Consider the following 17,608-nt stretch of genomic DNA (forward strand, 5'->3'; position numbering starts at 1 on the left):
TGGATCATCGTCCGCCGTCTCCATGCTCTCGAAACTCACCCGCTGGCTCGACGACCGTCGCCGCGACCGCGCGCTGCGCAGCCACCCGATCTCCGACGCGCTGTGGCAGGACACCGTCGAGCGCCTGCCGTTCCTCGCGGCGCTCGCGCCCGACGCGCTCGGCCGGCTGCGCAACCTGACGAGCCTGTTCGTCGCGAAGAAGTCGTTCTCGACCGCGCACGGGCTCGAACTGACCGACGAGATGATCGTCGCGATCGCCGCGCAGGCCTGCCTCCCCGTGCTGAATCTCGACCTGTCGCTGTACGACGGCTGGGTCGGCGTCGTCGTGTATCCGGGCGAATTCGTGATCCGCAAGACCGTGCAGGACGAGGACGGCGTCGTCCACGAGGTCGAGCAGGACGCGAGCGGCGAGGCCTGGGAAGGCGGCCCGGTGATCCTGTCGTGGGAAGACGCGCAGATGACGGACGGCCGGGACGCGTACAACGTCGTGATCCACGAATTCGCGCACAAGATCGACATGGTCAACGGCGCCGCCGACGGCTATCCGCCCCTGTTTCGCCGCTGGCACGCGCCGCACCTCGACGCGCAGGCGTGGGCCGACGTGTTCGAACATGCGTACGACCAGTTCTGCGCACGCGTCGACGCGGTGCCGGACCGTGCGTGGGCGCGCTTCGAGCGGGATTCGCTGATCGATCCGTATGCGGCCGACCACCCGTCGGAATTCTTCGCGGTATGCAGCGAGGCGCTGTTCGTCCGGCCGAAAGCGTTCGAGTCCGAATTTCCGGAGCTGTACCGGCTGCTCGCGCGCTATTACCGGCAGGATCCGGCCGGTACCGGCGCGCTCGACGCACCATGAAAATTATTCGTCAACCATCTGATTTTCTGGCATAATCGCCGTTTTTCGACCTTAGGCAAGTGGCTCGCGCCGGGCTTGGCGTCCTCCGGTATTGCGCAATGTGCGCCAACCGGTACGGCAAGCGGCGGGTTGGCTACCGCTCTCACCAAGGAAAGACCATGAAAGAAGGCATCCACCCGAACTACCGCGAAGTCGTCTTCCAAGACATGTCGAACGGCTTCAAGTTCATCACGCGCTCGACGATCCAGACGCGCGAAAACATCGAACTCGACGGCAAGACCTACCCGCTCGCCAAGATCGAAGTGTCGTCGGAATCGCACTCGTTCTACACGGGTCAGCAAAAGATCATGGACACGGCCGGCCGTGTCGAGAAGTTCAAGAACAAGTTCGGCGTCCGCGCCAACGGCAAGGCGAAGTAAGCTTCGCACCGCATCCGGTGGCTGCAACGCACCGGTATCGCACAAAAGGGCAGCCCAGGCTGCCCTTTTTTGTCTCTGCTCGCCCGGAAACGGCCGGCCGGCGTCCGGGCATCGACCTGACGCGCCAGCGCCGGCGCGTCTACAATGCCGGATGCTCGAAACCGGCTCGTCCGCGCGCGACCGCGCCGGACGCCCGCCCATAACAAAACGCTCATCTGCATGAAGCCTGTCGTCCGTCTCACCGCCTCCGCCACGCGTGCGCTACCGCGCTGGCTGCTGCTCACGCTCTGCCTCGTCTACGCGGCGTTCGGCCTGTTCGGCCGCGACCCGTGGAAGAACGAGGACGCGGCGGGCTTCGGCGTGATGTGGACGATGGCCAAGGGCGGCTGGCACGACTGGCTGCTGCCGAACCTGGTCGGCAAGTTCATCACGACCGACGGGCCGCTCGGCTACTGGCTCGGCGCACTGTCGATCCGCGGCCTCGGCCCGTGGGTCGATGCCAGCAACGCGTCGCGTGTCGATACGGGCGTGCTGTTCTGCGTCGCGTGCGCATTCGTCTGGTACGCGGCCTACCTGCTCGGCCGGCGCGCCGAGGTCCAGCCGTTCAAATACGCATTCGGCGGCGAACCGGAGCCGCGCGACTACGGCCGCACGCTCGCCGACGGCGCGCTGCTGGTGCTGGTCGCGTGCTTCGGCCTCGCGGAACGCGGCCATGAAACGACGCCGCAGCTCGCGCAGTTCGCGTGGATCGCGATGCTCGTATACGGGATCGTGCGCGGCATCGACAAGCCGCTGCAGGGCGCGCTGTGGTGGGGCCTCGCGATCGGCCTCGTCGGGCTGTCCGGCAATCCCGTGCTGGTCGTCGCGCTGCTCGCCGGCACGGCCGCGCTGTGGCTCGTCACACCCGAGATGCGCAACCTGCGCCTGCCGCTGATCGGCGTGCCGCTCGCGGCCGCGATCTTCGCACTGTGGCCGATCGCCGCCTTCGTCGCGGCACCCGACGACGCCGCCTGGTTCTTCAACCAGTGGATCCACGGCAGCCTGATGCGCTTTTCGGGCCCGCCGACGGCCGTGCTCGGCTATGCAGCGAAGAACCTGCCGCTGTTCACGTGGCCCGCGTGGCCGCTCGCGATCTGGGCCTGGTGGAGCTGGGCCGGCATGCGCCGCCGCGCGCACATCGCGATTCCGCTGTCGGTTGCGGTGCCGCTCGTCGCACTCGTGATCCTGCAGAGCCAGCAGTCGAACCGCATGTACATGCTGCTGATGCCGCCGCTCGCGGTGCTCGCGACGTTCGCGCTGCCGACCCTCAAGCGCGGCGCGATCAACGCGATCGACTGGTTCGCGGTGCTGAGTTTCACGATCCTCGGCACCTTCGTGTGGCTCGTCTGGCTCGCGTCGCTCACCGGCTTCCCGCATCCGCTCGCACGCAACCTCGCGCGCCTCGTGCCCGGCTACGAGCCGCATTTCAAGATCCTGTCGTTCATCTGCGCGGTGATCGTCACGGTGTGCTGGTGCTTTCTCGTGCGCTGGCGCATCTCGCGACAGCCGAAGGTGTTGTGGCGCAGCGTCGTGCTGTCCGGCGCCGGCACCACGCTGATGTGGGTGCTGCTGATGACGCTGTGGCTGCCGATCGTCAACTACGGCCGGACCTATCGCGATGTCGCGCAACAGATCGCCGTACACCTGCCGTCCGACTACGAATGCATCTCGCCCGTGCGGCTCGGCGATGCGCAGATCGCGACCTTCGCGTACTTCGGCAACATGCATTTCGATTTCTCCGGCGACTGCGACGTGATCCTGCGCCAGGACCGCGCCGACTTCGGCGAGCCGAGCGCGATGTCGCAATACGTGTGGCGTCTCGTGTGGGAAGGCCGCCGCGTCGCCGACCGTGACGAACGCTTCCGCCTGTACGAGCGCATCGAACGGCCGAAGACGCCCGTCAAGAAGCGCCCGCCGCGCCGCCAGGCGGCCGATTGACGATGTTCGGCGACATCCGCCGGATCGTCGGTCTCGCGTGGCCGGTGCTCGTCGGCCAGCTCGCGATCATCGCATTCGGCGTGATCGACACCGCGATGGTCGGCCGCTACTCGGCCGTCGATCTCGCCGCGCTCGGGCTCGGCTCGTCGATCTACGTGTCGATCTATATCGGCCTGACGGGCATCCTGTCCGCGCTGCAGCCGATCACCGGGCAGCTGTACGGCGCGCGGCGCTATGCCGAAATCGGCGAGGAAGTCCGCCAGGCGCTGTGGCTCGCGCTGCTGCTCGCGATTCCCGGCTTCCTGCTGCTGCACTTTCCCGAGCCGCTGCTGCGCGTCGCGCACGCGCCCGCCGCGCTGCACGACCGCACCGTCGACTACCTGCGCATCCTGTCGTACGGGCTGCCCGCGAGCCTCGTCTTCCGCATCTACAACGCACTGACCAACGCAGCCGGCAAGCCGCGGCTCGCGATGATCCTGCAGATCGGCGCGCTGCTGCTCAAGTTTCCGCTCAACGTGTGGTTCATCTTCGGCGGGTTCGGCGTACCGGCCCTCGGCGGCCCGGGCTGCGGGCTCGCCAGCACGCTGATCAACTGGGCGCTCGCGCTGATCGGCTACACGCTGCTCGCGAAGCTCGACGTGTTCGCGCCGCTCGCGATCTTCTCGCGCTTCTGCTGGCCCGTCTGGGAACGCCAGAAGGCGATCCTGAAACTCGGCGTGCCGATGGGCCTGTCGTACCTGATCGAGGTGACGTCGTACACGTGCATGGCGCTGTTCATCGCGCAGTTCGGCACGACGTCGCTCGCCGGTCACCAGATCGCCGGCAACATCGGCGCAGTGCTGTACATGACGCCGCTGTCGATCGGCGTGGCGGCATCGACGCTGGTCGCGCGCGCGCTCGGCGCCGGACGTCCGGAAGAAGCGCGGCTGCTCGGCCGGCACAGCGTGATGTTCGCGTGCGGCGTGGCCGCCGCCTACGGCGTGCTCGTGTTCGCGCTGCGCCCACTGATCATCGGCGGCTATACGCCGAACCCGGACGTCGCCGCGGCCGCGATGCCGCTCGTCGCGATCGTCGCGTGCTACCACTGCTTCGATGCGCTGCAGGTCACGTCGGCGTTCGTGCTGCGTGCGTACAAGGTGGCCGTCGTGCCGACCGTGATCTATGCCGTCGCGCTGTGGGGCGTCGGCCTCAGCGGCGGCTACGTGCTCGGCTTCGACGTCGGCGGCATCGCCCCCGCGTGGCTGACGGGCGCGCGCGGCTTCTGGTTCGCGAACACGGTCAGCCTGATGCTCGCGGGCGCAGGGCTCGTGCTGTACCTGCGTCGCGTGAGCCGCGCGCACGCCTCCGCCACCTCCGCCACCGCCTGACGCACGGCCCGCTACGCGTCCTCCAGCACGTCGGCCGCGTGATACGACGACCGCACGAGCGGGCCGGCGACGACTTCCCTGAAGCCGAGTTCGAGTGCCTCGTCGCGCCACGCGGCGAACGCCTCCGGGCTCACGTAGCGTCGCACCGGCAAATGGTGCGCCGACGGCGCGAGGTACTGGCCGAGCGTCAGCACGTCGACGTCGTGCGCGCGCAGGTCGCGCAACGTGTCGCGCAGTTCGTCGTCGCGCTCGCCGAGCCCGAGCATCAACCCCGATTTCGTCACCAGCCCCGGCCGTGCCTGCTTCGCCTGCGCGAGCAATTCAAGCGAACCGCGATAGTCGGCGCCCGGCCGCGCCGCGCGATACAGCGACGGCACCGTCTCGATGTTGTGGTTGAACACGTCCGGCCAGGCCGCAGACAGCGCATCGAGCGCACGCGTCACGCGACCGCGGAAGTCCGGCGTCAGGACTTCGACGCCGATGCCGGGCACGCTCGCGCGCACCGCCGCGATGCACGCGGCGAAATGCGCGGCGCCGCCGTCGCGCAGGTCGTCGCGGTCGACCGACGTGATCACGACGTAGCGCAGCCCGAGCGCCGCGGCCGCGCCGGCCAGCCGCGCGGGCTCGTCGGGATCGAGCGGATCGGGGCGGCCGTGCGCGACATCGCAGAACGGGCAGCGCCGCGTGCACAGGCCGCCCATGATCATGAAGGTCGCGGTGCGCTGCGCGAAGCATTCGCCGATGTTCGGACACATCGCCTCCTCGCAGACGGAATGCAGCCGATGCTCGCGCAGCACGGCGGCCATGTCGGCCACCGCCGCGCTCATCATCGGCCGCGCGCGCAGCCACGGCGGCTTCGGCAGCGCCGCGCCGGCCGCGGGCTCGACGCGCACCGGAATGCGCGCGAGCTTGTCGCGGCTGCGCGCGCCCGGCTGGCCGAGCGCCGTGAGGCTGGGTCGTTCGAGCGCGGCGGCCATCGTCAGTCTCCGAGAAACGCGACGATCAGGCGGTTCACGTCGGCGGCCGCTTCCATCTGCACCATGTGCCCGCTGCCGGCGATCACCTCGGCCCGCACGCCGTCGGGCAAGCCCTGCGCATGCTGCGCGGGGATCACCTGGTCGTGCTCGCCCCAGATCACGAGCGTGCGCGGCGCGAGCGTCGCGAGCCGGTCGCGGAACACGCGCCGCTGTGCCGCCCCGTCGAACGCGGCGTTCGCGATCTTCTCCAGCGCGGCCTGCACGCCCTCGAGCCGCTTGTACTTGACGAGATCCTCGACGAGCTGCCGCGTCACCAGCGCGTTGTCCGCGAACAGCGCGCCGAGGTGCGGCTTCAGCGTGTTGCGGCTGTTGCCGGCGACGAAACCGTCGATGTACGCACGGTTGATGTCGGTGCCGAGCCCCGCGCTCGCGATCAGCGTCAGCGACGCGACGCGTTGCGGTGCGCGCTCGGCTGCGGCCATCGCAACCGCGCCGCCCATCGAATGGCCGATCAGGTGCGCGCGCTCGATGTGCTGCGCGTCGAGCAACGCGAGCACCGCATCGGCGAGTTCGTCGAGGCTGCCCGTATCGACCGCCTTGCCCGATTCGCCGTGCCCAGGCAGGTCGAGCGCCCACACCGGCCGGTGCGCGGCGAGGTCCGCGTGATTGAACAGCCAGTTGTTCAGGTCGCCGCCGAAGCCGTGGATCAGCACGGCCGGTGTGCCCGTGCCGTCGCCGAGCTTCAGGAAGCGCATCGTGCGGCCGCCGATCTGCGCCTTCTCGGGCTGCGGGCCCGCCGCTTCTTCGGACGCCGCGGCAGGTACGAAATCGCGCTGGAAATCGGCGATTGCCGCATCGATGTCGGCCTCGCTCGCCTCGGCTGCCGCGACGACGCCGAGCAGCGCGCCGACCGGCAGCGTCTCGCCCTCCTGCGCGACCTGTCGGCGCAGCGTGCCGTCGAACGCGCATTCGACGCCCGACGAAATCTTGTCGGTCTCGACGTCGAGCACTTCGTCACCCTTCGTCACGCGTTCGCCGATCGCCTTCAGCCAGCCATTGACCTGCCCCTGCTCCATCGACAGCCCCCACTTGGGCATCGTGATCATGTGAATCGACATCGTGTCAGCTCCTCGTCTTCAGGGCCGCCTGCGCAATCGCATCGGCGGTCGGGATGTACAGGTCTTCCAGCACGCTCGCGAACGGCGTGGGCGTATGCGGCGCGGTGACGAGCTCGATCGGCGCCTTGAGCGACCGGAACGCGCGCTGCGCGACGAGCGCGGCGATGTCGGTCGCGATCGAGCAGCGCGGGTTCGCTTCGTCGACGACCACCACGCGCCCGGTGCGCTCCGCGCTTTCGAGAATCGTTTCCTCGTCGAGCGGCGACGTCGTGCGCAGGTCGATCACGTCGCACTGGATGCCGTCCTTCGCGAGCTTCGCGGCCGCGTCCGTCGCGAGATGCACCATCCGGCCGTACGTGACGATCGTCACGTCGTCACCGTCGCGCACGACGTTCGCCTCGCCGAACGGAATGGCATAGGATTCCTCCGGCACGTCGCCTTCACGCGTATAGAGCAGCTTGTGCTCGAGGAAGATCACGGGATCGTTGTCGCGGATCGCCTGGATCAGCAGCCCCTTTGCGTCGTACGGCGTCGCCGGGCACACGACCTTCAGCCCCGGAATGTGCGTGAACAGCGACGTGAGCATCTGCGAGTGCTGTGCGGCCGCGCGCAAGCCAGCGCCGTACATCGCGCGGATCACGACCGGCGTCACGGCCTTGCCGCCGAACATGTAGCGGAATTTCGCGGCCTGGTTGAAGATCTGGTCGAAGCACACGCCCATGAAATCGATGAACATCAGCTCCGCGACGGGCCGCATCCCGCATGCGGCAGCTCCTACCGCCGCGCCGATGTAGCCGCCCTCGGACAGCGGCGTATCGAGCACGCGGCCCGGAAACTTGTGGAACAGCCCTTTCGTCACGCCGAGCACGCCGCCCCATGCGTCGTCCTCGCCCGGCGCACCCGCGCCGCCCGCGTTGTCCTCGCCCATCACGATCACGCTGTCGTCGCGCGCCATTTCCTGCGCGAGCGCTTCGTTGATCGCCTGCGAATAAGTGATCTTCCTTGCCATGTCTGTCTCCTGGAATGTTCGGTTCGCCGTGCCGGTTGCGGTGTCAGGCCGCGCTCACGGATACGACACGTAGACGTCGGTCAGCAGGTCGGCGGCATCCGGCACCGGCGCGGCCTTCGCCTGCGCGACCGCGTCGTCGATCAGCGCCTTCACCTGCGCGTCGACCGCGCGCAGGTCGGCCGTCGTCAGCGCCTCGGCGCGCACGACGCGCGTTTCGAAATGCTTCAGGCAGTCCTTCTCGTCGCGCAGCTTCTGCACCTCGCCCGGCGCGCGGTAGGTTTGCGCATCGCCTTCGAAGTGACCGAAATAGCGCGTGAACTTCACCTCGACGAGCGTCGGGCCGCCGCCGTTGCGTGCGCGCTCCACGGCTTCGCCGAGCGCTTCGTGCACCGCGAAGAAGTCGAAGCCGTCGACGATCACGCCCGGCATCCCGAAGCCGTTCGCGCGATCCGCGATGTTGTCGGTCGCGACCGACCAGCTCGACGACGTCGCTTCCGCATAGCCGTTGTTTTCGGCGACGAAGATCGCGGGCAGCCGCCACACCGACGCAAGGTTCATCGATTCGAAGATCACGCCCTGGTTCGACGCGCCGTCGCCGAAGAAGCACACGCCGACGCCGCCCGTCTTCCGGTGCTTCGCCGCGAGCGCCGCGCCGCATACGAGCGGGCCGCCCGCGCCGACGATCCCGTTCGCGCCGAGCATCCCCATCGACAGGTCGGCGATGTGCATCGAGCCGCCCTTGCCGTGGCAGACGCCCGTCTTCTTGCCGTAGATCTCGGCCATCATCCCGTGCACGTCGACGCCCTTCGCGATGCAATGGCCGTGGCCGCGGTGCGTGGTCGCGACGTAATCGGCGAGACCGAGGTGCAGCATCGTGCCGACCGCGGACGCCTCCTCGCCCGCGTACAGGTGAACGAAGCCGGGGATCTCGCCGGTCGCGAATTCGACGTGCAGGCGCTCCTCGAATTCGCGGATCGTGCGCATCAGCCGGTAGGCGTCCAGCAGCGTGTCCCTGCTGAGCTGTGTCGAAGCGGTCATGTGTGTCTCCTGGGTAGGTCTGGTCTGACTGCGAATGCCGCCGCGGCGCTGCCGTGGCGACGGATTGCACGGCCTGCGGCCGTCAGTGGAACGTGAAGCCGCCGTCGACGTTCACGGCGTGGCCCGTGACGATGGCAACCGATCCCTCGACTGGGGCTGTCATGGCGATGTCTCCTTGATGATCGTTATGGATATCGAAATGTGCCGCGTGAAACCGGCGCTCAGTCATGCCGCGCGCCGGCGTCGCGCAGCAGCTGCCGCGAAGACGCGTAGCGCAGCGTGCGGCCGACGTCGACCGTCAGCGGCCCGCGCCAGTCGAGCGAGATCTCGTAGCGATCGCCGCGCGCGACCTCGATCTCGCGCTCGCCGTCGAACGCAAGCGTGCCGCGCTCGAATGGAATCACCTGCCACGTGTCCGGTTCGAGCCGCTCGCAACTGCGCATCACGACGCGGTCGATGCGCCCCGGTGCGATCGGTGCGGCGAGCGGCGTGCCCCCCGTCTTGCCGGCCTCCGCGAAGCGCATCGCGAGCCCGTGCGGCGCGCTGCGTTCGAGCGGCGCCCACGCGCCGCCGAGCGCCGACAGGCCGATGCCGTCCGGCTCCGCGAACGTCAGGTAGAGCGAATCGATGTCGTCGGAAGCGGAGATCGCACGCGCGCCGATGAAACGCTGCCGCGCGGCGCACACGTCGACGAGCGCGATTTCCTCGCGCCCCGGCTGCGCGCCCGCCACGCAGCGCACGACGAGCCGCTTGTTGTGCACGAACGCGACTTCGGGCGGCACGGCGCCGGTCGCCGCGAGCGCTGCCGCGACGCCGGCGACAGTCGCCTCGCGATGTTCGGGAAACGCGTTGTTGGTGCCGGTGGACAGCGCGACGAGCGGCGTCGCGCCGCAATGCGCGGCCACCGCGCGATGGGTGCCGTCGCCGCCAAGCACGACGATCAGCGCGACTTCCATCCGGTGCAGGTAGGCGGCGCCGGCTTGCGTGTCGGCGACGCTGTCGGTGATCGGCAGGTCGACGAATTCGACCTCGGGCCAGCGTTCGTGCGGCGCGACCGCGCGATGCGTGTCGATCGCGCGCAGCAGCAGCGTCGCGATGCCCGTGCGGTCGCGCAGCGTCAGCACGCGCTCGACGCCCATCGCACCGAGGCCGGCCAGCAGGCGCACGATCATGTTCGCCTTCTCGGCCGTCGGAAACACGGATGCATGCGTCGTGAGGCGGCGAATGTCGCGCCCCGATGCGGGGTTCGCGATCACGCCGACGGTAACGGGCGTCGTCACGGGTTCGTCTCCATCCAGTGGGCCGGCATGCCGGCCCTGCCTGTTTCGTCCGCTGCCATCGACGGGCAGCGGATCGTCGTCGCCGACGCGACCGCATCGGCTTGCCCTTGATCTCTGCAAGCGGCGTGCCATCGTCACTGCAATAACCGTGGAACCCGCGTGCACGCTGGCGCGGCGGACAGGCGCACGTTCCGGATTCGCGACCGTGACGGCGTCGCGCGTCGCGAACCGGCGCGGGCGTCTCACGAAGTCGATGCGACGAACCGATCGTCCCGGCATCCGCGTGTGCGCGCCGCCGTGCCTGCAAACCCCGCACACGTGCGGTTCGGCGCCTGCGCCGGCCGGCCGGACAACCGCCGCGCGCCACGCATGCGGATGTCTCAATCGCGCGAGACGCGGCGAGATCCCGGTGAGACGAACGTCTCACGCCCGCCGCGTGCTGCGATGCAATGTGATCCGCCGAACCGGATGTGCTACAAGGACATCGATATCCCCGCCGTACGGAACCGGAGCCGACCATGCCCTATGCCGTCCCCCAGGCCCAGCACGCCGACCGTGTACTCGGCGCGCTCGCCGGGCGCCTGCCTGCGCCGGCCGACTCCGAGCGCCTCGTGTCGTCGTGGCAACGCTCGCTGGAGCGCTACTGTCTCGACCCTGCTTCGTCGATCGGCCCGCGTGTGCTGACCGCGGCCGAGCTGCGCGAAGTGCGCGACAAGGAAGAGGCCTTCCTGCGCGCGTCGGGCCAGTGCCTGACGCGGCTGCACGACATGATCCGCGTCGCCGACTACTGCGTGATGCTGACCGACGCGCACGGCGTGACGATCGACTACCGGATCGACCGCGAGCGCCGCAACGATTTCCGTCATGCAGGGCTGCACATCGGCTCGTGCTGGTCGGAAAGCGAGGAAGGAACGTGCGGCGTCGCGAGCGTGCTGACCGATCTCGCACCGATCACCGTGCACAAGACCGATCACTTTCGCGCGGCGTTCACGACACTCACCTGCAGCGCGGCGCCGATCTTCTCGCCGGGCGGCGAACTGATCGGCGTGCTCGACGCGTCGGCCGTGCATTCGCCCGACAGCCGCGACAGCCAGCGGCTCGTCTACCAGCTTGTGCGGCAAAGCGCGGCGCTGATCGAGGACGGCTACTTCGTCCACAGCACCGCGCAATACTGGATCCTGTTCGGGCATCCGAACCGTCACTACGTCGAAGCACAACCCGAATGGCTGATCGCGTTTGACGAATGCGGCAATATCGTCGCCGCGAACCGGCAGGCGCGCGACGCGCTGCCGGCGCTGCGCGAGCCGCGCCATATCGACGAGATCTTCGATGCGACCGAGATGCCGCTGCGCGATGCCGCGCGGCTCGATACGATCGTCGCGCTGCGGCTGCGCGCGACCGGCGCGCCGCTCTATGCGCGATTGCGGGCGCCGCTACGGCGCGCCGGCCGCGAGCCCGGCACGGTATCGCGCCGCGCGGGCACCGCGCCACGCCACGTCGGCGCGCTGACGCCGTTCCTGCACAGCAGCGACGCGCATATCGCGCAGCAAGCCGAGCTCGCGCTGCGCGTCGCGAGCAAGCGGCTGCCGATTCTCGTGCTCGGCGAAACCGGCGCGGGCAAGGAAGTGTTCGCGCGCGCGATCCACGATGCCGGTGCGCGGCGCGCGCGACCGTTCGTCGCCGTCAACTGCGGCGCGCTGCCGGATGCGCTGATCGAGAGCGAACTGTTCGGCTATGCGGCCGGCGCGTTCACCGGCGCGCGCAAGCACGGTGCACGCGGCAAGATCGCGCTCGCCGACGGCGGCACGCTGTTTCTCGATGAAATCGGCGACATGCCGCTCGCGCTGCAGACGCGCCTGCTGCGCGTGCTCGCCGACGGCGAGGTCGTGCCGCTCGGCAGCGATACGCCCGTGCGCGTCGATCTCGACGTGATCTGCGCGACCCACCGCGATCTCGCGCGGATGGTGGCCGACGGGACGTTCCGCGAAGATCTGTACTACCGGCTGAGCGGCGCGACGTTCGAACTGCCGCCGCTGCGTGAACGCTCGGACGTGCGCGACGTGATTGCCGCCGTGTTCGCCGAGGAAGCGCAGGCGACCGGCCACGTGCTCACGCTCGATCCGACGCTCGCCGAGCAGCTCGCCGCATACGCGTGGCCCGGCAACGTGCGGCAACTTCGCAACGTGCTGCGCTATGCGTGCGCGGTGTGCGACGCCGCGCGCGTGACGCGGCACGACCTGCCGGCCGACCTCGTCGCGCAACTCGGCGCCGATGCGGCCGGCGCACTGCCCGACGACGAGCGCGGCCGCATCGTCGCGGCGCTCACCGCGCACCGCTGGCGGCCCGACGCGGCCGCCAAGGCGCTCGGCATGTCGCGTGCGACGCTGTACCGGCGCATCGCGAAGCACCGGATCGTCGCACCGCACCGCGCGTGACGCACGGGCACGACTGCGGTCATGCGGCCTGCCCGGCCGCTTCGTTCGCGTTGCCTGCCACGCCGGCCGCTTCGTCGCGCCGCGTGAACACTTCGTGCGCGGCGAACAGCGCGTTGAGCGCGGCCGGCATCCCCGCATACACGGCCATCTGCATGAACACCTCGACGATCTCGTCGCGCGTGCAACCGACGTTCAGCGCGGCCTCGATATGCACCTTCAGTTGCGGCTGCGCGTTGCCGAGCGCGGCCAGCGCCGCGATCGTCGCGATTTCGCGCGCCTTCAGGTCGAGCTGCGGCCGGCTGTAGATGTCGCCGAAGCTGAACTCGACCAGGAGCCGCCCGAAGTCCGGTGCGATCGGCGCGAGCGCCGCGATCACGCGTTCGCCCACTTCGCCGTCGATTTCCTTCAGTTTGTTCCAGCCGCGCGTGTAGCGATCCTCAACGAGTCGTTCCATGGTGTCCGTCCTGTTCCGATAAAGCGTGAGAAGGTTTCGCCCGTCGCTCCGTTTCCCGTTCCTGCGCCTCGTAGTACGCGATCTTGTCGCCGATCGCGTCGAGGCTCGCCTGCAGCTCCGCGAGATGCGCGCGCACCGCGTCGCGATGCGCGACCAGCAAGTCGCGCCGCGCGCCGAACGTCGACTCGCCTTGCTCGCGCAGCACCGCGAACGCCTGGATCTGCGCGATCGGCATGCCGGTCGCCTTCAGGCGCATCACGAAGGCCAGCCCGGCAAGGTCGGCCGGTGCATAGAGCCGGTGCCCGGCTGCCGTGCGCGAAATCGCGCGCAGCAGGCCGGCCTGCTCGTAGTACCGCAGCGTGTGCGTGGACACGCCCGTCAATTCGGCGACTTGCCCGATCGTCAGCGGACCGGCGGCGGAGGGTTGGGATGCGGTTTTCGACATGGCAGGAACAAGGTTAGGAGTTAGAGTTCACTCTAAGTCAAGCGTTATCGAACGGCCAGCGCAACGACGATCCGTGCACGCCCTGCGACACCGTAAAGAATGGTCAAAACCGGCACCCGGCACGGGTTTCGGCCTTTACAGCACCGCAAGCCTTCAGCAAGATTCGGTCAGCCTGTCTTAAAAAGGGCACGCATTTGTCCTATGCTTAACGGCGACGGCCGGCCCGATCTCGCGCCGCCGTCCGTTGCAACAGCCATTCATCCGTCAGAACCAGGGAGCCTTTGCCATGCTGAAAAAGCTGCTGATGCTGTTCGTCGCGCTGTCGCTGTCGCTCGCCGCCGGCCTTGCCGCGGCTGTCGAAGTCAACTCGGCTGACCAGGCCGCGCTCGAATCCGTGAAGGGTCTCGGCCCCGTGAAGTCGAAGGCGATCATCGACGAACGCACCAAGAACGGCCCGTTCAAGGATGCCGACGATCTCGCGAACCGCGTGAAGGGCCTCGGCACGAAATCGGTCGGGCACCTGGAGGAAAACGGCCTGACGATCGGCGGCTCGTCGACGCCGCCGAAGGGCGTGAAACTGTCGAAGCCGGCCGCAACCGCACCGGCCACGACGACTGCCGGCACCGCATCGACGTCCACGACCGCGACGGCCGGCACGACGACTGCAGCGCCGGCCCCGGCGGCAAGCGCACCGGATGCGGCGGCGAAACCGGCGAAGGCGAAGCGCGCGTCGAAGAAGGAAAAGGCAGCGGCCGCAGCGGCGGCATCCGCCGACGCGGGTGCGAGCGCACCGGCCGCCGCGTCGTCCGCGAAGGCGACGAAGGGTTCGAAGAAGAAGAGCAAGAAGGACAAGGCAGCCTCCGCCGCCGCGGCGTCGGGCGCCTGATGTGCGCCGCGCGCGCGACGGCGTGCGCGCGGTATTCGTTCAACGGGCGCCGTCGTCACGGCGCCCTTTTCAGTGAAGGTGAAGAACCATGGGTCTCCTCGACATCGTCGGCGGTCTGATCGGCGGCCAGGCCGGCGGCAACTCGCAAAGCGCGCTCATCACGACCGCGCTCGAATTCATCAACAACCAGCCGGGCGGCCTGAACGGCCTGATCGAGAAGTTCAAGGCAGGCGGCGCCGGCGACATCATCGGCTCGTGGGTCGGCAACGGCGAAAACCAGCCGATCTCGGGCGAGACGCTGCAGAACGTGCTTGGCTCGGACGTGGTCGGCTCGCTCGCGAGCAAGGTCGGTATCGATCCGTCGCAAGCCTCGTCGATTCTCGCGCAGGTGCTGCCGCACGTCGTCAACGGCGCGACGCCGAACGGCGAAGTGCCGGCCGGCGGCCAGGTCGACACGTCGAACGTGCTCGGCACGCTCACGCAGCTTGCCGGCATGTTCGGCGGCAACAAGCAGGGCTAAGCATTCCAGCCGGCGCGGCAGCCCGTTGTGCCGCTCCATAAGCAAACACCCCGCTTCAGGCGGGGTGTTCGTTTTTGCGCGCCCGGCGTGAGCCGGGCGGGCGACCGATGGCAGGCGATCAGTGCACGACGCGGTCGAACACGAACTTGCCGTCGTGGACGTCGACCGGAATCACGTCCTTCGGACCGAAGCGGCCGGCGAGGATCAGCTTCGCGACCGGGTTCTCGATCTCCTGCTGGATCGCGCGCTTCAGCGGCCGTGCACCGAACAGCGGATCGTAGCCGACCTTCCCGATCTGCTCGAGCGCCGCGTCCGACACGTCGAGCGCCATGTCGAGCTTCGCGAGCCGGTCGTGCAGGCGCGCCAGCTGGATCTTCGCGATCGACTCGATGTTGCTGCGGTCGAGCGCATGGAACACGACGACGTCGTCGATCCGGTTCAGGAACTCGGGGCGGAAATGCTGCTTCACCTCGAGCCACACCGCGTCCTTGATCTCTTCCTGCGGCGCGCCCGTCATCGCCTGGATCACCTGCGAGCCGAGGTTCGACGTCATCACGATCACCGTGTTCTTGAAGTCGACCGTACGCCCCTGCCCGTCCGTCATGCGACCGTCGTCGAGCACCTGCAGCAGCACGTTGAACACGTCCGGGTGCGCCTTCTCGATCTCGTCGAGCAGGATCACGCTGTACGGCTTGCGGCGCACGGCTTCCGTCAGGTAGCCGCCTTCCTCGTAGCCGACATAGCCCGGCGGCGCGCCGATCAGCCGCGCGACGCTGTGCTTCTCCATGAACTCGCTCATGTCGATGCGGATCAGGTGCTCTTCCGAGTCGAACAGGAACGACGCCAGCGCCTTGCACAGCTCGGTCTTGCCGACACCCGTCGGGCCGAGGAACAGGAACGAGCCGTACGGACGGTTCGGATCGGCGAGACCCGCACGCGAACGGCGGATCGCGTCGGCCACCGCGCCGATCGCCTCATGCTGGCCGACCACGCGCTCGTGCAGCTTTTCCTCGATGTGCAGCAGCTTCTCGCGTTCGCCCTGCATCATCCGCGACACGGGAATCCCCGTCGAACGCGACACGACTTCAGCGATTTCCTCGGCACCGACCTGCGTGCGCAACAGGCGCGGACGCGTCGGGCTGTGCTGCTCCTGCTCTTCGGCCTGCGTGACCTGCTTCAGCTGCGCCTCGAGCTGCGGCAGCTTGCCGTACTGCAGCTCGGCGACCTTCTCCAGCTTGCCGTCACGCTGCAGCCGCGCGATGTCCGCCCGCACCTTCTCGATTTCTTCCTTGAGCTGTGCGCTGCCCTGCACCGCGGCCTTCTCGGCGGTCCAGATCTCTTCCAGGTCCGCGTACTCGCGGCCGAGGCGGTCGATCTCTTCCTCGATCAGCTGCAGGCGCTTCTGCGACGCTTCGTCCTGCTCCTTCTTCACGGCTTCGCGCTCGATCTTCAGCTGGATCAGCCGGCGGTCGAGCTTGTCCATCTCTTCGGGCTTCGAATCGATTTCCATCTTGATCTTCGAAGCGGCTTCGTCGATCAGGTCGATGGCCTTGTCGGGCAGGAAGCGGTCGGTGATGTAGCGGTGCGACAGCTCGGCCGCGGCGACGATCGCCGGGTCGGTGATGTCGACGCCGTGATGCAGTTCGTACTTCTCCTGCAGCCCGCGCAGGATCGCGATCGTCGCCTCGACGCTCGGCTCGTCGACGAGCACCTTCTGGAAGCGGCGCTCGAGCGCGGCGTCCTTCTCGATGTACTTGCGGTATTCGTCGAGCGTGGTCGCGCCGATGCAGTGCAGCTCGCCGCGCGACAGCGCCGGCTTCAGCATGTTGCCCGCGTCCATCGCGCCTTCGGCCTTGCCCGCGCCGACCATCGTGTGGATTTCGTCGATGAAGACGATCGTCTGGCCTTCGTCCTTCGCGATGTCGTTCAGCACGGCCTTCAGGCGCTCCTCGAATTCGCCGCGGTACTTCGCACCGGCGAGCAGCGCGGCCATGTCGAGCGACAGCACGCGCTTGCCCTTCAGCGTCTCCGGCACCTCGCCGTTGACGATCCGTTGCGCGAGCCCTTCGACGATCGCGGTCTTGCCGACACCCGGCTCGCCGATCAGCACCGGGTTGTTCTTCGTGCGGCGCTGCAGGATCTGGATCGAGCGGCGGATTTCGTCGTCGCGGCCGATCACCGGGTCGAGCTTGCCCGCACGCGCGCGCTCGGTCAGGTCGACCGTGTATTTCTTCAGCGCCTCGCGCTGGCTTTCCGCGTCCTGGCTATGCACCTGCGAGCCGCCGCGCACCGCGGCGATCGCGGCTTCGAGCGCCTTGCGCGTGAGGCCGTGCTGACGCGCGAGCTTGCCGGCTTCGCCCTTGTCGTCGGACACGGCGAGCAGGAACATTTCGCTCGCGATGAACGTGTCGTTGAGCTTCTGCGCTTCCTTGTCGGCCTGGTTCAGCAGCCCGGCCAGTTCACGGCCGATCTGGATGTCGCCGCCCGTGCCCGTCACTTGCGGCAGGCGCGAGATGGCTTCGTTCAGCGCGCCTTGCAGCGCCTGAATGTGAACGCCCGCGCGCGACATCAGCGAGCGCGCGGAACCGTCCTGCTGCGCGACCAGCGCCGCGAGGACGTGAACGGGTTCGATGTATTGATTGTCGCGGCCTGCCGCGAGGCTTTGCGCGTCCGCGAGTGCTTCCTGGAACTTGGTGGTGAGCTTGTCGATTCTCATTTAGTCGAGACCTCCAATTTTCGATTAACACCAAGATGAGGATGGTTATGCGGCTTTCAAGCGAAATTCGGGTTGATTCAGCGCAAAAATTGCTGGATTGACTGGAAGCGG

The 17,608-nt window shown here is 68.3% G+C and carries 15 protein-coding genes; 7 read left to right on the plus strand and 8 right to left on the minus strand.

Going from position 1 to position 17,608, the window contains the following annotated elements; genetic code table 11:
• The first annotated feature begins 22 nt into the window (after nucleotides 1-22).
• From DIE03_RS11340 to DIE03_RS11360, 4 genes are all read left to right on the plus strand, one after another.
• Nucleotides 23-856 carry a zinc-dependent peptidase gene (locus DIE03_RS11340; RefSeq protein ID WP_124450275.1) on the plus strand — a complete coding sequence of 278 codons (834 nt, stop codon included), beginning with the start codon at nucleotides 23-25 and terminating at the stop codon, nucleotides 854-856.
• 158 nt (nucleotides 857-1,014) lie between these two features.
• Entirely contained in the window at nucleotides 1,015-1,275 is a 261-nt protein-coding gene (locus tag DIE03_RS11345) for a type B 50S ribosomal protein L31 (protein ID WP_059233999.1), read from the plus strand.
• Nucleotides 1,276-1,419: 144 nt separating this feature from the next.
• On the plus strand, nucleotides 1,420-3,252 hold the full coding sequence (locus tag DIE03_RS11355) for a glycosyltransferase family 39 protein (RefSeq protein WP_124450277.1): 1,833 nt from the start codon (nucleotides 1,420-1,422) through the stop codon (nucleotides 3,250-3,252).
• A 2-nt stretch (nucleotides 3,253-3,254) separates the two neighbouring features.
• A complete protein-coding gene (locus tag DIE03_RS11360) occupies nucleotides 3,255-4,619 on the plus strand; it encodes an MATE family efflux transporter (RefSeq protein ID WP_124450279.1) in 1,365 nt (454 codons plus the stop codon).
• Nucleotides 4,620-4,630: 11 nt separating this feature from the next.
• Here the strand turns inward: DIE03_RS11360 and lipA are convergent, their stop codons facing one another.
• The 5 genes from lipA to DIE03_RS11385 all read right to left on the minus strand — a co-directional run bounded on the left by lipA (nucleotide 4,631) and on the right by DIE03_RS11385 (nucleotide 10,041).
• Nucleotides 4,631-5,596, minus strand: a complete 966-nt coding sequence (gene lipA, locus DIE03_RS11365; protein WP_124450281.1) for a lipoyl synthase — start codon at nucleotides 5,594-5,596, stop codon at nucleotides 4,631-4,633.
• Between the two features lie 2 nt (nucleotides 5,597-5,598).
• Nucleotides 5,599-6,714, minus strand: coding sequence for an acetoin dehydrogenase dihydrolipoyllysine-residue acetyltransferase subunit (locus DIE03_RS11370; protein WP_124450283.1), 1,116 nt, complete (start codon nucleotides 6,712-6,714; stop codon nucleotides 5,599-5,601).
• A 4-nt stretch (nucleotides 6,715-6,718) separates the two neighbouring features.
• Nucleotides 6,719-7,723 (minus strand): alpha-ketoacid dehydrogenase subunit beta, encoded by a 1,005-nt coding sequence (locus tag DIE03_RS11375; RefSeq protein ID WP_124450285.1) that lies wholly within the window; start codon nucleotides 7,721-7,723, stop codon nucleotides 6,719-6,721.
• Nucleotides 7,724-7,777: 54 nt separating this feature from the next.
• Nucleotides 7,778-8,761, minus strand: coding sequence for a thiamine pyrophosphate-dependent dehydrogenase E1 component subunit alpha (locus tag DIE03_RS11380; protein WP_124450287.1), 984 nt, complete (start codon nucleotides 8,759-8,761; stop codon nucleotides 7,778-7,780).
• 221 nt (nucleotides 8,762-8,982) lie between these two features.
• The gene (locus DIE03_RS11385; protein WP_124450289.1) at nucleotides 8,983-10,041 is read right to left on the minus strand and encodes an ATP-NAD kinase family protein; all 1,059 of its coding nucleotides are present in this window, start codon (nucleotides 10,039-10,041) and stop codon (nucleotides 8,983-8,985) included.
• Between the two features lie 518 nt (nucleotides 10,042-10,559).
• Between DIE03_RS11385 and DIE03_RS11390 the strand changes: the two genes are divergently transcribed.
• The gene (locus DIE03_RS11390) at nucleotides 10,560-12,476 is read left to right on the plus strand and encodes a sigma-54-dependent Fis family transcriptional regulator (protein WP_124450291.1); all 1,917 of its coding nucleotides are present in this window, start codon (nucleotides 10,560-10,562) and stop codon (nucleotides 12,474-12,476) included.
• Nucleotides 12,477-12,495: 19 nt separating this feature from the next.
• Here DIE03_RS11390 and DIE03_RS11395 read toward each other — a convergent pair whose 3' ends face one another.
• A complete protein-coding gene (locus tag DIE03_RS11395) occupies nucleotides 12,496-12,930 on the minus strand; it encodes a carboxymuconolactone decarboxylase family protein (protein WP_124450293.1) in 435 nt (144 codons plus the stop codon).
• Nucleotides 12,914-13,375, minus strand: coding sequence for a MerR family transcriptional regulator (locus DIE03_RS11400; protein ID WP_124450295.1), 462 nt, complete (start codon nucleotides 13,373-13,375; stop codon nucleotides 12,914-12,916). Before DIE03_RS11400 ends, DIE03_RS11395 begins: the two co-directional genes overlap by 17 nt.
• Nucleotides 13,376-13,661: 286 nt before the next feature.
• Here DIE03_RS11400 and DIE03_RS11405 point away from each other — a divergent pair, with 286 nt between their 5' ends.
• Both DIE03_RS11405 and DIE03_RS11410 read left to right on the plus strand, forming a co-directional pair.
• Complete coding sequence (locus DIE03_RS11405; RefSeq protein ID WP_124450297.1) at nucleotides 13,662-14,261, plus strand: helix-hairpin-helix domain-containing protein; 600 nt, start codon at nucleotides 13,662-13,664, stop codon at nucleotides 14,259-14,261.
• 88 nt (nucleotides 14,262-14,349) lie between these two features.
• Nucleotides 14,350-14,781 (plus strand): YidB family protein, encoded by a 432-nt coding sequence (locus DIE03_RS11410; RefSeq protein ID WP_124450299.1) that lies wholly within the window; start codon nucleotides 14,350-14,352, stop codon nucleotides 14,779-14,781.
• A 118-nt stretch (nucleotides 14,782-14,899) separates the two neighbouring features.
• On the opposite strand, the gene clpB is transcribed toward DIE03_RS11410, so the two are convergent.
• Nucleotides 14,900-17,497, minus strand: a complete 2,598-nt coding sequence (gene clpB, locus DIE03_RS11415; RefSeq protein ID WP_124450301.1) for an ATP-dependent chaperone ClpB — start codon at nucleotides 17,495-17,497, stop codon at nucleotides 14,900-14,902.
• Between the last annotated feature and the right edge of the window lie 111 nt (nucleotides 17,498-17,608).

Source organism: Burkholderia sp. Bp8992, from assembly GCF_003853705.1.
In the GTDB taxonomy this organism is placed as follows: domain Bacteria; phylum Pseudomonadota; class Gammaproteobacteria; order Burkholderiales; family Burkholderiaceae; genus Burkholderia.

What these genes read in the sequence shown, in the direction of transcription:
- DIE03_RS11340 (WP_124450275.1), top strand. Translation starts at nt 23, where the DNA reads ATGCTCTCGAAACTCACCCGCTGGCTCGACGACCGTCGCCGCGACCGC.
- DIE03_RS11360 (WP_124450279.1), top strand. Translation starts at nt 3,255, where the DNA reads ATGTTCGGCGACATCCGCCGGATCGTCGGTCTCGCGTGGCCGGTGCTC.
- DIE03_RS11400 (WP_124450295.1), bottom strand. Translation starts at nt 13,375, where the DNA reads ATGTCGAAAACCGCATCCCAACCCTCCGCCGCCGGTCCGCTGACGATC.
- DIE03_RS11395 (WP_124450293.1), bottom strand. Translation starts at nt 12,930, where the DNA reads ATGGAACGACTCGTTGAGGATCGCTACACGCGCGGCTGGAACAAACTG.
- DIE03_RS11380 (WP_124450287.1), bottom strand. Translation starts at nt 8,761, where the DNA reads ATGACCGCTTCGACACAGCTCAGCAGGGACACGCTGCTGGACGCCTAC.
- DIE03_RS11375 (WP_124450285.1), bottom strand. Translation starts at nt 7,723, where the DNA reads ATGGCAAGGAAGATCACTTATTCGCAGGCGATCAACGAAGCGCTCGCG.
- DIE03_RS11355 (WP_124450277.1), top strand. Translation starts at nt 1,420, where the DNA reads ATGCCGGATGCTCGAAACCGGCTCGTCCGCGCGCGACCGCGCCGGACG.
- clpB (WP_124450301.1), bottom strand. Translation starts at nt 17,497, where the DNA reads ATGAGAATCGACAAGCTCACCACCAAGTTCCAGGAAGCACTCGCGGAC.
- DIE03_RS11370 (WP_124450283.1), bottom strand. Translation starts at nt 6,714, where the DNA reads ATGTCGATTCACATGATCACGATGCCCAAGTGGGGGCTGTCGATGGAG.
- DIE03_RS11410 (WP_124450299.1), top strand. Translation starts at nt 14,350, where the DNA reads ATGGGTCTCCTCGACATCGTCGGCGGTCTGATCGGCGGCCAGGCCGGC.
- DIE03_RS11405 (WP_124450297.1), top strand. Translation starts at nt 13,662, where the DNA reads ATGCTGAAAAAGCTGCTGATGCTGTTCGTCGCGCTGTCGCTGTCGCTC.
- DIE03_RS11390 (WP_124450291.1), top strand. Translation starts at nt 10,560, where the DNA reads ATGCCCTATGCCGTCCCCCAGGCCCAGCACGCCGACCGTGTACTCGGC.
- DIE03_RS11345 (WP_059233999.1), top strand. Translation starts at nt 1,015, where the DNA reads ATGAAAGAAGGCATCCACCCGAACTACCGCGAAGTCGTCTTCCAAGAC.
- lipA (WP_124450281.1), bottom strand. Translation starts at nt 5,596, where the DNA reads ATGGCCGCCGCGCTCGAACGACCCAGCCTCACGGCGCTCGGCCAGCCG.